General features: G+C 66.3%; 12 protein-coding genes. 9 read left to right on the forward strand and 3 right to left on the reverse strand.

Annotated elements, in window-relative coordinates; translation table 11 throughout:
* Positions 1 to 23 precede the first annotated feature (23 nt).
* Genes ROZ00_09880 through ROZ00_09890 form a run of 3 tightly spaced genes read right to left on the reverse strand, consistent with a single transcriptional unit; the run spans position 24 to position 3,671 of the window.
* Positions 24 to 1,367: a sigma-54 dependent transcriptional regulator gene (locus ROZ00_09880; GenBank protein ID MDT3736524.1), complete on the reverse strand. Its 1,344-nt coding sequence runs from the start codon at positions 1,365 to 1,367 to the stop codon at positions 24 to 26.
* Positions 1,364 to 2,818, reverse strand: coding sequence for an ATP-binding protein (locus ROZ00_09885; GenBank protein ID MDT3736525.1), 1,455 nt, complete (start codon positions 2,816 to 2,818; stop codon positions 1,364 to 1,366). Before ROZ00_09885 ends, ROZ00_09880 begins: the two co-directional genes overlap by 4 nt.
* A 1-nt stretch (position 2,819) precedes the next feature.
* The gene (locus tag ROZ00_09890) at positions 2,820 to 3,671 is read right to left on the reverse strand and encodes a PhnD/SsuA/transferrin family substrate-binding protein (GenBank protein MDT3736526.1); all 852 of its coding nucleotides are present in this window, start codon (positions 3,669 to 3,671) and stop codon (positions 2,820 to 2,822) included.
* A gap of 327 nt (positions 3,672 to 3,998) precedes the next feature.
* Between ROZ00_09890 and ROZ00_09895 the strand changes: the two genes are divergently transcribed.
* From ROZ00_09895 to ROZ00_09935, 9 genes are all read left to right on the forward strand, one after another.
* Complete coding sequence (locus ROZ00_09895) at positions 3,999 to 4,709, forward strand: 4Fe-4S dicluster domain-containing protein (GenBank protein ID MDT3736527.1); 711 nt, start codon at positions 3,999 to 4,001, stop codon at positions 4,707 to 4,709.
* Positions 4,710 to 4,720: 11 nt separating this feature from the next.
* The gene (nrfD, locus tag ROZ00_09900; protein MDT3736528.1) at positions 4,721 to 5,590 is read left to right on the forward strand and encodes an NrfD/PsrC family molybdoenzyme membrane anchor subunit; all 870 of its coding nucleotides are present in this window, start codon (positions 4,721 to 4,723) and stop codon (positions 5,588 to 5,590) included.
* Positions 5,591 to 5,612: 22 nt separating this feature from the next.
* Positions 5,613 to 8,249 carry a molybdopterin-dependent oxidoreductase gene (locus tag ROZ00_09905; protein MDT3736529.1) on the forward strand — a complete coding sequence of 879 codons (2,637 nt, stop codon included), beginning with the start codon at positions 5,613 to 5,615 and terminating at the stop codon, positions 8,247 to 8,249.
* Between the two features lie 82 nt (positions 8,250 to 8,331).
* Positions 8,332 to 9,117 (forward strand): molecular chaperone TorD family protein, encoded by a 786-nt coding sequence (locus ROZ00_09910; protein MDT3736530.1) that lies wholly within the window; start codon positions 8,332 to 8,334, stop codon positions 9,115 to 9,117.
* Positions 9,114 to 9,560 carry a hypothetical protein gene (locus ROZ00_09915; GenBank protein ID MDT3736531.1) on the forward strand — a complete coding sequence of 149 codons (447 nt, stop codon included), beginning with the start codon at positions 9,114 to 9,116 and terminating at the stop codon, positions 9,558 to 9,560. The genes ROZ00_09910 and ROZ00_09915 overlap by 4 nt, the downstream gene beginning before the upstream one ends.
* Positions 9,561 to 9,565: 5 nt before the next feature.
* Positions 9,566 to 10,288 carry a hypothetical protein gene (locus ROZ00_09920; protein ID MDT3736532.1) on the forward strand — a complete coding sequence of 241 codons (723 nt, stop codon included), beginning with the start codon at positions 9,566 to 9,568 and terminating at the stop codon, positions 10,286 to 10,288.
* Positions 10,285 to 10,710, forward strand: a complete 426-nt coding sequence (locus ROZ00_09925; protein ID MDT3736533.1) for a hypothetical protein — start codon at positions 10,285 to 10,287, stop codon at positions 10,708 to 10,710. The genes ROZ00_09920 and ROZ00_09925 overlap by 4 nt, the downstream gene beginning before the upstream one ends.
* 7 nt (positions 10,711 to 10,717) lie before the next feature.
* Complete coding sequence (locus ROZ00_09930) at positions 10,718 to 11,812, forward strand: 4Fe-4S dicluster domain-containing protein (protein ID MDT3736534.1); 1,095 nt, start codon at positions 10,718 to 10,720, stop codon at positions 11,810 to 11,812.
* A gap of 2 nt (positions 11,813 to 11,814) precedes the next feature.
* Positions 11,815 to 12,204, forward strand: coding sequence for a hypothetical protein (locus tag ROZ00_09935; protein ID MDT3736535.1), 390 nt, complete (start codon positions 11,815 to 11,817; stop codon positions 12,202 to 12,204).
* Positions 12,205 to 12,206 lie beyond the last annotated feature (2 nt).

Raw genomic sequence — 12,206 nt, forward strand, 5'->3', positions numbered from 1 at the left:
CAAGCACTCTTCCCGGCACCCGGTTACTGCTCGTCCGAGCCGTGCGCCTGCAAGCCGAGCTTGCGCATCTTCTCCCACAGGCTCTTGCGGCTGATGCCCAGGCTTTCGGCTGTTCGGGAAATGTGGCCGTTGTGCAGCAGCAATGCCTGGCGGATGTAGTTGCGCTCGCACTCCTGCAGGTAGGCGCTGAGGTTTCCATCCGCCGCCGGCGGGGTCCAGGTCGTCAGCCCGTCGCCGAAGAAGGCCTCGGGGCCGAGCGTGTCATCCGCGGAAATGATGCAGGCACGCTCGACGGCGTGACGCAGTTCGCGGATGTTGCCTGGCCACGGGTATTCGAGGAAGGCCTGCTCGGCGCGCTGCGACAGCGCGCGCCGGCCGCCGCCGTGCTTCGCGGAGAACTCGTCGAGGAAGATGCGCGCGAACCAGAGGATGTCCTCCTTGCGCTCGCGCAGCGGCGGAATCCTCAGCTGGATGACGTTGATGCGGTAATAAAGATCTTCGCGGAACTGGCCCAGCTCCACCATTTCCTTCAGGTCGCGGTTGGTGGCGCAGTACAGCCGCAGGTCGAGCGGGATCGGCGCCTCGCCCCCGACGCGGACGATGCGCCGCTCCTGGATGGCGCGCAGCAGCTTGACTTGCATGGAAGGCGGCAGCTCGCTGATCTCGTCGAGGAACAGCGTGCCGCAGTGCGCCTGCTCGAAGAAGCCCTTCTTGGTGCGCGCGGCGCCGGTAAAGGCGCCCTTCTCGTAGCCGAACAGCTCGGCCTCGAACAGGCTCTCGGTGACGGCGCCGCAGTTCACCGGGACGAAGGGGCACTGTTCGCTCTTGCGCGCCAGGCGGTCGAGCGCCTGGGCAACATGTTCCTTGCCGACGCCGGATTCGCCGCTGATGAGGATCGTGCTGGCGTGCGTGGCCAGGCGCGGCAGCATGTCCTCGATCCGGCGCATGGCCTGCGACACGCCGAGCCTCTTTCGCCCTGCCGGCGGAACGAAGGCGCTGGTCAGTGCCTTGACCTTCTCGATGAGCTGCTCGAGGTCGAAGGGCTTGGTGATGTAGTCGGCGGCGCCGGCCTTGAGCAGTTCGACGGCCCGGTCGATGGCGCCGTAGCCGGTGATGAAGATGAAGGGCGGCAGCGTGCGGTGCGCGGCGCGCAGCCGCAGGTACATCTCGCCGCCGTCGAGGTCCGGCAGGCGGATGTCGCTGACCACCGCCGCATAGGCATGCCGGCCGATGGCTTCCATGGCGCCGGCGGCGGTCTGGTGCCAGTCGAAGGCCAGCCCTTCCAGCTGGAAGCGGTCGCACAGCGACTCGCCCATGATGGGATCGTCCTCGATCAGGCAGATCACCGGTTGCGTTGCAGCGTTCATGCCGCCTCCGCCAGGGGCAGCGTGACGGTGAAGCGCGTCTCGTCTGGCACGCTCTCGGCGACGATCTCGCCGCCGAGCTGGTGCACGATCTGCCAGGTCACCCAGAGGCCAAGCCCGTGGCCGTCCTCTCGCTGGCTGGAAAACGGTTCGAACAGATGTTCCATCCGCTCCTGCGGAATGTAGTCGCCGTTGTTGCCGACCTGCACGCGCAGGCGTTCGCCCTCGCGCTCGACGCGACAGGCGACTTCGCCTTCCTGCGGCGCCGCCTGGATGGCGTTCATCATCAGGTTGATCAGCACCTGGCGCACCAGCGTAGACGGCAGCGGCAGGGTGCCGTCCACCTCGTTGCGCCAGTCGAAGCGCACACGCTTGCGGTGGGCGTCCGTCTGCACCAGGGTGTGCGTGTCCTCGATGTCCTGCCGCGTCAGGTAGTGGCTCTGCATTTTCGACTCCACCAGCAGCGCCGACACCGTGTCCTTGATCTGCACCAGGCCTCGCTCGACCAGCGACAGCGTGCGGGCCGCCAGGGGATCGTCGTTGCCGTGGCGGCGGTAGGTGCTGATGGCGTTGAGCATGCCGCCGAGCGGATTGTTGATCTCGTGCGCGACGCCGGCCGCCAGCCGTCCCACCGCGGCCAGGCGCTCGGACAGCATCACTTCCCGTTCCAGCGACTGCTTTTCGCGCAGCTCCCGCAGCATGGTCTTGAAGGCGGCGCCGAGCTGGCCGATCTCGTCCTTCGACTCGTACAACCCGACTTCGTCTTCATCCGGAATTTCCCTGCCGATCCGCCCCATGCTTTGCGCCAGGTCGACCAGCGGCTTGGCGAAGCGTTGGCCCCAGTACCAGCTGGCCGGCAGCAGCAGCACGAGCACCGCCAGGGTGATCAGGCCGGCGCGCTTGGCGATACCGAAGAAGCGGGGCAGGAAGGCGTCCTTGGAATAGCCCATGATCAGCGTGCCGAGGCGGTAGCCGTCGGAAATGATCGGCGTCACCATGTAGAGGGATTTCGAGCCCTTGACCTCGACGGGGCGCGTATCCGGCTCGTTGTGTCTGGCCACGGCCTGCCACAGCTCGTAGAAGTCGGTATTCGCGCGCGACGGATCCGACAGCATCGGGTACTGGTTCGGGTCGGTGGCGACGAAGACGCGCCGGTTGGCGTCGAGCACCATCACCAGCGAGGCGGTCTGCGGATTCGACTCGCTGGCGCCGCCGTGGAACGGCGAGTTGATGATCTCGTAGGCGCGCCATGGGTCGTCGTGCGTGAGCGGCGCCACCAGCGTATTGGCCAGCACCCGGCCGAGGTGGCCGGAGGTGGTTGCCAGGTCCTGGCGCAGTTCGTCGTACTCGCGAACGATCAGCGAGGCCGTCACCACCAGTGCCGTGATCAGCATCAGCACGCTGCTGCGCAGCGGGATCTTGTAGCGGAAGCTGAGGTCGTGCAACCGCAGCATCTCAGGTCCTTGCATCCAGGGCCCGCATCATGCGCGCGATGCCGTCGAACAGGGCATCGTCGCCGGCGACGAACCCGTCCAGGTTGAGGCGCTTCAGCAGGGCCTTCCCGGCGACGTTCTGCGACATGCCCAGCAGGGCCTCCTGCATGGTGTCGAACTCCGCCCGCGATACGCCGGTTCTTGCCACCACCGGGGTGTGGCCGAAGTAGGGCGATTTCTCGACGATCCGGGTGCGTCGTGTCAGCTCCGGATGATAGAGGCGAAGCGTCTCCCAGACGTAGCTGTCGACCGCGCCGCCCTGGGCCAGGTTCGATCCGACGGCCTCGACGATCTTGCGGTGCGCCCATGTGAAGAAGGTGCGCGCGAAGAAGCGCTCAGGGTTCTCCTTCAACTGCATGAGGGCGTAGCGCGGGTAGAGGAAACCGGAATTCGAATCCGGGTCGGAGTAGGCGAACACCTTGCCGCGCAGGTCGAGGATGGAATTCGTCGTCTTGTCCGTCGCCGGCACGATCAGGTAGGACTGGTACTGCGGCCGGCCTTCCATGACGGGAACCGCCAGCAGACGCAACCGGGCCCTGTTCCGAACGTAGGGATAGCCGCAGATCCAGGCGAAATCGAGCTTCTGCTCCAGCAGCAGGTCCATGATCTCCCGGTAGCTGCCGCGTTGCACGAAGCGGACGGCGCGCCCGATGCGGCCCTGCAGGTAATCGCGCCAGTCGTTGAGAAAGGAGAGCTGGTCGTCGAGGAACACCGGAGAGAGGCCGATGCGCATCGCGGCGTTGGTCTGCGCTTCGGCGCACAGCGGCGAAGCCGATACCGCTGCGGCCAGTGCCAGAAAAGTCCTGCGATCCAAGTGTTCCTCCTTGAGGATGGCCGCCTTTCTAAGCGGCACGAATCGTTGAGCGATAGCGGCGATGCTAGCAGACACGCCTGCGGTCGTGAGGGCCGGCGCCAGGATTGCATTCGGCATGCAAAAAGAATGGTTACCCGTCGGTGACTTGCTGCGGCGCACGATGTTACCGAAACGTAACCAATGTTCCTCGTTTGCCCGGGACCACTCCAATCAAATCAGTAACTTTACCGCGAGGCACGGTTGTTGCTGATGAGACTCCGCTGGAAACAGGACATCTTCCGATGTCATCGATCAGTCGCCGGGAGAAAACAAGGAGGAGATGGTCACATGAGCGAAGAACTGAGGGTTTCGTCCATAGAAACGCGGGGGGCTGCCGGCAAGAAGCGCTATGCCATGGTGGTCGACACGCGGCGCTGCATCGGCTGCATGGCCTGCCAGGTCGCCTGCAAGGCCGAGTACGACACGCCGCTCGGCGTCAATCGCACCTGGGTGCCGTACAAGGTCGTCGGCAAGTATCCCGTCGTGAAGAAGCAGTTCCTGCCGCGCCTGTGCAACCACTGCGACGATCCGCCGTGCGTGCGCAACTGCCCGGTGGACGCCACCTACAAGGTCGAGGACGGCGGCTTCGTCCTGCAGCGCTACGAGCGCTGCATCGGCTGCCGCAGCTGCATGGCGGCCTGCCCCTACAACGCCCGCTTCATGCTGCCGGCGCACCGCACCTACTCGTCGATCACCCGCGTGGTGGACAAGTGCACCTTCTGCTTCCACCGCGTGACGCAGAACATGGTGCCGGCCTGCGTGCAGACCTGCATCGGTCGCTCCAGGGTATTCGGCGACATCAACGACCCGAATAGCGAGGTTTCCTATTTGATCGCCCGCAACGCCACCCAGGTGCTGCGTCCCGAGGAAGGCACCAAGCCGCAGGTCTACTACATCGGCGCCGACCGCAACGCCACCGAGTTCGGTCGCGACGCCTACAGCAAGCCGGAAGTGATGGAGCAGGAACGTTCCGCCTTCAAGCGCCACTTCAAAATCTAAGGGGGTGAATCATGGGTGATTACGTCTGGTTTCACGATGTGTCGTGGCATGCGAGCTACGCCATCTACTTCTTCGTCATCGGCATCCTGGCCGGCCTGTCCTTCCTGTCCTACGGCTCCTGGATCACGCCGGCGCTGCGGCCCTTGCGCGAGAAGGCAGCCTACATCTCGCTCGTCCTGCTGGCGGTGGGCGGCCTGCTGCTGATCGCCGATCTGTCGCAGCCGCTGCGCTTCCTCAATACCCTCAACCCGGCCTATCTCAACTTCAGTTCGCCGCTGGCCTGGGGGGCGTTGAACATCGTCGCCTTCGGCGTCGTCTCGGTGCTCTACGTCCTCGAACTGAAGAAGGGACAGGACAGCGCGCGCGGCAAGCTGCTGGCCATGATCGCCGCCCTGCTGGCGCTGGGCCTGCCGATCTACACCGGCTACGACCTGACGGTGCATCAGTCGCGGCCGATCTGGAACACGCCGATCATGCCGGTGCTGTTCGTCGCCCTGGCGATCGCTTCCGGCTCGGCCGTCGGCTCGCTCCTGGCGGGCGGCAACGCCGAGGCGCAGAAGGTGCTGCGCGAGTACATGCTGTGGTCGACGGCCGGCGTCGGCGTGGCGCTGATTTCCATCCTCGGCACCACCAACTACGGCGGCTCGGCTTCGGAGCTGACCTTCATGGTCCTGACCAGCGGCACGATGGGCACGATCTTCGTCGGCGGCGGCATCCTGCTCGGCACCGCGGCGCCGGTCGCCATCCTGTTCCTCGCGCACATGCGCCAGCAGACCACCGCGGCGATGCTGATGCTCTCCGCCCTGCTCATCCTGCTCGGCAGCGCCACCCTGCGCTACGCCCTGCTGATGGGCCCGCAGCAACTGCAGACCTTGTACTGACCGGCCACGAGGAGACAGAAACATGGAAATGCCAAAAGTTACGCGCCGCACCTTCCTGAAAGTCAGTGCCGGCACCACGGCGGCGGCGGCCGCCGCGCCCCGCCTGCTCAACGCGATGGAGCATGAACTCGGCGGCAAGGACTTCAATCCCGAATCGCTGGCCGAGCGCAAGGCCATCCCGGTCAACTGCCACGTCTGCAATATCCAGGACGGCGCCATCGCTTTCGTCGAGAACGGCCGGGTGGTGAAGCTGGAAGGCAACCCGGAGCACGTGTCCACGCGCGGGCGGCTGTGCGCCAAGGGCAACGCCGGCATGTGGTACAGCTACGACCCGGACCGCATCCTCTACCCGCTCAAGCGCGTCGGCGCCCGCGGCGAAGGCAAGTGGAAGCGCATCACCTGGGACGAGGCGCTCGCCGAAGTGGTGCAGAAGCTGGACGCGGCGCTGAAGGAGGACCCGAACACCATCATGCTGAAGTACGGCCGCAATCGCACCGGCGGCACCATCGACCGCTTCATGAAGACGCTGGGCTCCGCCACGGTGGTGAACCACACCTCGGTGTGCGAATCCTCGAAGAAGATCGGCATGGAACCCACCTGGGGGCCGGACATCGAGACGCCGGACTTCGCCAACGCCAAGTACGTGCTGAACTTCGGCTCGAACGTGCTGGAGGCCGCCTACTTCCACAACCCGCTGTCGCAGCGGGTGACGGAAGGCCGCGTCGACAACCACATGAAGATCGTCACCTTCGACGTACGGCTGTCGAACACGGCGGGCTTCTCGGACGAGTGGATCCCGGTCTTCCCCGGCACCGACGGCGCGGTGGCGCTGGCGATGGGGCACGTCATCCTGCGCGACAACCTGCAGGATTCGGACTTCATCGAGACCTGGACCAACGTCTCCGTCAAGGAACTGAAGGAGCACTACAAACCGTTCACGCCGGAATGGGCTTCGAAAATCTCCGGCGTGCCGGCCGAGACCATCGAGCGCATCGCCCGCGAGTTCGCCTTGACCAAGCCGGCGACGCTGTTCACCTACCGCGGCCCGGCCAAGCACCTCTACGGCTCCTACAACGAGAAGGCCTGCATGATGCTGCCGATCATGACCGGCAACATCGAGACGCGCGGCGGCTACTGCCTGCCGCGCGGCATGGGCTGGCCGCAGCCGAACCCGCAGCCGCCGGGGCCGAAGCACGATTCCTACCTGTCGCACCCGACCGAGTATCCGCTGGCCGGGCACAAGGTGAGCCACCTGGTGCCGTTCTGGATCGCCGAGGGCAAGCAGAAGATCAACGTCTACTTCACCTACCAGGACAACCCGGTCTACACCAACCCGGGGGCCCGGGCCGTGTGGGGCAAGCTGTTCAAGGACGAGAAGCTGCTGCCCTACATCGTCTCCATGAGCTCGCACATGGGCGAAGAGACGGCGCTGGCCGACATCATCCTGCCGGACTGCCCCTACCTGGAGCGCTGGGAGCCGGAGTCGATGCCCAACTCGCTGTGGCCCTGGCTCGGCATCCGCCAGCCGGTGCATGCCTCGCTCGGCGAGTCGCGCGAGAACCGCATCCTGCTGCGCGACATCATTCACAAGCTGGATCCGGACGGCAAGCGCGGCATGAAGCAGTTCTGGAACTTCAAGGACGCCGAAGACTACATGAAGCAGCACTTCGACAACATCCCCGGCCTGAAGGAAGCCGGCGGCCTCGACTTCCTCAAGAAGCATGGCTGCTGGCCGATCTACGGCAAGCTCGATCCGAAGACCGGCAAGGTCACCGACAAGACCGGCCGCGAGATCAAGGCCGACTACGGGCTGCACAAGAAGGAGCTGTCGGACGCCGACATGGCCGGTGCCGTCGTCGGCAAGGACGGCACGATCAGCAAGAACGGCAAGGCCATCGGCGTCAAGCGCAACGGCAAGAACTACGTCGGCTTCCCCACCGGCAACCGCATCATCAACGTGCGCGTCGACCAGTGGGCGGAATACGGCTTCAACCCGATGCCGACCTTCAAGCGCATCCCCTGGCACGAAACCATGAAGGAGGACGAGATGATCCTGTCCACCTTCAAGCTCAACGTGCACAAGCAGTCGCGCACGGCGGCGGTGAAGTGGCTGGCCGAGATCGCCCACAGCAACCCGGCCTGGATGAATCCGGAGACGGCGAAGAAGCTGGGCGTGAAGACCGGCGACCTGGTGCGCATCGAGACGCGCGTCGGCCACCTGGTCACCAAGGCCTACGTCACCGAGGGCATCCATCCGAAGGTGATCTCCATCCCGACCGCCTTCGGCCACTGGGAGTACGGCCGCCTGGCGACGCTGAAGCTGAAGGAGAAGCCGGCTTTCGGCGGCACGGAGGATCCGGACCTGCAGAACGTCTGGTGGGACGACCGCGGCGTGCATCCGAACGACATCATCCCAGTGGTGGCCGATCCGATCGGCGGCTCGCAGGGCTGGTACGACACGGTGGCGAAGGTGACCAAGGCCGGGCCGAACGACAAGTACGGCGACATCGAGGCCTCCTGGGAGAAGCACGTCGAAGCCTTCAAGGAGACGATGCGCTACGCCTACACCGGCGACCTGCACCGCAAGATGCATCCGGAGATGGCGGCCTGGGGCGGACCGGAGAGCGTCAAGCACAAGGCGGGTGGCGGCGGCCACTGATATAGAGCATGTAAGCGAGGAGTTCCGGCCCGCCGCGATTCCCCTCCTCTTGGCGGGCCGGTTTTTTTAGGAAAGGACAAGCATGCTGAACGATCTGGCGCTGGAACCTGCCGCGCGCATTCCCTTGCCGATTCCTGTGGCGACGCACGAAGAGGCAACGCAGGAGGACTACCTGGCGCGCGCCGGCATCTGCCGCCTGCTCGCCGGCGTATTCGTCGAGGAGGCGGGGCCGGCATTCGTCGATGCCTTGCGCCAACCGGAGTCGCTGGACAGCCTGGCCGAGGCCGGCCTGCGCTTCGGCAAGGACTTCACCGCGCCCGACACCGCTGCGCTGTGCGAAGCGCTGGCCATCGAATACTCGACGCTGTTTGCCGCCTCCGGCGGCTTTCCGCCGGTGGAGTCGGTGCGCCTGACCGGGCGCTACCAGCAGGAACCGCTCTTCGCGGTGAGGGAAACCTACAAGCACGCCGGCTTCGAACTGAAGAAGGGCCGTTTCTTCGTCTTCGAGGACCAGCTCGGCGTCGAGCTCTCCTTCGTCGCCGAGCTGCTCGAGCGCTGCGCCGCCGCGCTGGCCGCCGGCGACCAGGCGGCATTCAGGCGACAGGAACGCGAGCTGAAGCGCTTCTGGACGGTGCACCTCGGCAAATGGGTACGCGGCTACGCACGGCTGATTGAACGCGCCGCCGAGCAATCCTTCTACCGAGAGATGGCGCGGCTGCTCGGCGAGTTTGCCGAGGCCGAGATCGCCGCGCTCCGCCTGCGCATAGACGACCAGGACAAGGGCAGGCTGGTGGTGCCGAAGAGCGAGGTGAAGGTCGAGTTCAACCCGGACGAACCGGTCTGCGGCGCCTGCCCGGGGGCGAAATGACCACGCTCCTCGACCTTTCACCCCGCGCCTTCGCGCCGCCGGAGGCGCCTACGCATGCCCATTTCCAGTGGGAGGAACTGGCCCATCTGTGGGACGGCAACGATCTCGCCGCCGCCCACGACTGGCTCAACGAGCGCTGGTCGCGGCTGATCCGCAACAGCATTGCCGGCCAGGCGGATCCGGAAGCGCAGTTCCTGCAGGGTCTGGCTTTCGCGGTACTGGCGCTGTACTTCACCCAGCACGCCAATCAGGAAGGCGCCGTCATGATGATCGACGACGCCCTGATCGCTCTCAACCGCTTCCGGCCCGGCTTCCTCGGCGTGCAGGTCGACCCGATCCTCGCCACGCTGGAGGAACTGCGGCCGCTGCTGGCCGGACTGGCGCCGGAGGCCGAGTGCCCGTTGTGGCCCTTCGTGTACCACAAGTTCGAGTACCGGAAATAGACGCGATGAACGCTCCCCACGAGATTTCGGCCGCGGTCGCCCCGGAAGTGGCGCTGCGCCCGTTGTGCGAGACCCTGCCAACGGACGACAGCGCGCCGGCGTTCCTGTTCGACTGCAACGTGATTCCGGCCAACCCGCAGCGCATCGAGGGCATCGTCGCGCCGGAGCGCGGACAGGACGCCCTCCGCCAGTTGCTCCTGGCGGGCGCGCAGCGGGTCTACATCGGCGAAGCCGCGCTGCTCGACGGCAGCCTGGTCGAGGCATTGGCCGCCGAGTTCGGAGCCGAGCGAATCGGACTCTACCTGCCGCTGCGGCGCATGCAGGTCAGCTGGAGCATGGATGCCGTCTCCAACGCCGACTTCCGCGTCATGACGCCTTCGGTGTGCGAGCCCTGCTGGGAAATCCTCAGGGCGGACGGCACGCGCAGCGGCACCCATGCCGCCTGGTGGATCGGCGAGATGTTCAAGCGGGGCGCATCCAGCGCCCTGCTGCGCGTCGACATGACGGACGACGCCGATCTCAACATCCTCGCCGGTCTCAGCGAGCGCTGGGGCGAGCGCCTGTGGCTGGCGCCGCTCGCCGATCCGGCGCCGGACTTCGCCGCCTGGGTCGAACTGGGCGGCGTGCGCCGGATTGCGGCGTCCGAGGGCCTGCTCCAGAGCGATCCCTATCTTGCAGCCTTGGCCAGCGGGCCGGACTTCGGGCTGCCGAACGAGGGAACCGGGTGAAAAGGCTTGTCGCGGCCGCCGTCGCCGCGCTGACGTTAGCAATGCCCGCCGCAGCGGAAGTCAGTCTCCGCGACACGGCGGCCCTGAAGGCCTTCCTGGCCAGCGGCACGCCCTGCTGCGTCATCGATGCCCGCAACGCGGCCAAGCGTCTGTCCGCGCCACTGGCCGACACGCTGCCCTATCGCAAGGATCTCAAGATCAACCCGACCGGCATCGTCGTCGTCATCGCCGACACCGATGCGCGGGCCATCGAAGTCGGCAAGGCGTTGGAGCGCGCCAGCAAGGCCAAGGACATTTATGCCGTCAAGGGCGGCGAGCGGGCCTGGCGCGCGGCGACGGGCGCTGCCGCTTCCGGCATGCCGAGCGGCTTCATCATCCCCAAGAATACGTGCGAATCCGGCACCGCGATCCAGCAGTATTGAAAGCCACATGACCGTCTCGCTGCCGGAATTCCACACCACACGCTGCACCCGCTACCGCTACCGCTACAGCAACTGCCAGCGCTGCGCCGAGGCCTGTCCGCACGATGCGGTCGCGCTCCTCGACGAAGGCATCCGCCTCGATACGGCGCGCTGTCAGAATTGCGCGCTGTGCACCACGGCCTGCCCGACGGCGGCGCTGGGCGCGGACAACCTGCCGCGCCTCGACCTGCTGCGGCGCGCCATCAAAACCGACCGTTTCAGCTTCGCCTGCGCGCCCTCGGGCCTGGCCGGCGATGCGGTGGTGCCCTGCCTCGGCGCGCTGGATGCGGCGATGCTGGCCTATCTCGCCAAGCGGCGCATCGCGGTGGCGCTGCGCGGCAGCCGGCACTGCGGGCAGTGCGCACATGGCGCCAAGGGAGAAACGCAGCTCGCCGCCCACCTGGAAGCTGCCGATACACTGGAAGCCGAGGCCGCGCCCGAGGAATGGCTGGCCGCCACGCTGGACGATGCGCCCGGCCAGGCCGGGGCCGCGGGCGATTTCCGCGCCGGCCGCCGGCAGCTGTTCCGCCGCCTGATTGGGCGCGGCGTCGACGAGGTGGCGCGTGAGGCAACGCCGGCGACCGAGTTACCGGTGGAGGAAAAGGCCATTCGCGCCGGCCCCTGGTTCGTACCGGAGATGCGCGAGCTGCTGCAGATCGTCTGCAAGCGCAAGAACGGCGAGCCGTTCCGCATCGAGCGGCAGACCGCCCTGCCGCTGATGGACATCCGCCTGAAGCGCGGCTGCACCGCCTGCGAGGCCTGCTTCCGCGTCTGCCCCACCGGCGCCATGCAGATCCGCGAGGACGACGAGAACTGGAACCTGGCCTTCGCCATCGACCGCTGCGTCGGCTGCGGCGCCTGCCTCGAAGTCTGCCAGCCGCGCGTGCTCGACGCCGCCGAGTCGTTCGACGCGTCGCCCGAACGCGAGCCGGCGGTCCTGCGTCAGCTCGCCAAGCAGCGCTGCAACCGCTGCGACCGTTTCTTCGTCTCGTCAGAGCCGTGCGACACCTGCCCGGTGTGCGCCGACGACGCGGAAGCCTTCACCGCAATCTTTGGGAACTGATCATGGAATGGGAATTCACGCCTGAACAAGTCGTCAAGAGAGAAGTCAGCTACGCGCTCGAGGATTTTCGCCGCGACCTTGCAGCGGAGGTGCGCGGCAACCTCGGCCCGGCTTCATCCGAGGAGGTGGCGCAGACCACCGACCTTCTTTATGACCTCTGTTATGCGATGGCCACGCGGGGCGACATGGACGCCATGCTGGCCACCCTCGCATTCGACCCGCCGACCTGCGAATTCCTGCGGGAGATGGTGGAGCCGATGCGGCCGAACGGCGAGATGCTCGGCGCCATCCTGCAGCGGCTGATCATGGATCGCGTCGAGGCCGGCATGCCACTGGAACAGGCGCTCGACTCGGTGGCGGAGCATCACAGGCAAGCCGTGGCCAACGATTAGAA

It is taken from the genome of Denitratisoma sp., from assembly GCA_032027165.1.
Taxonomy (GTDB): domain Bacteria; phylum Pseudomonadota; class Gammaproteobacteria; order Burkholderiales; family Rhodocyclaceae; genus Desulfobacillus.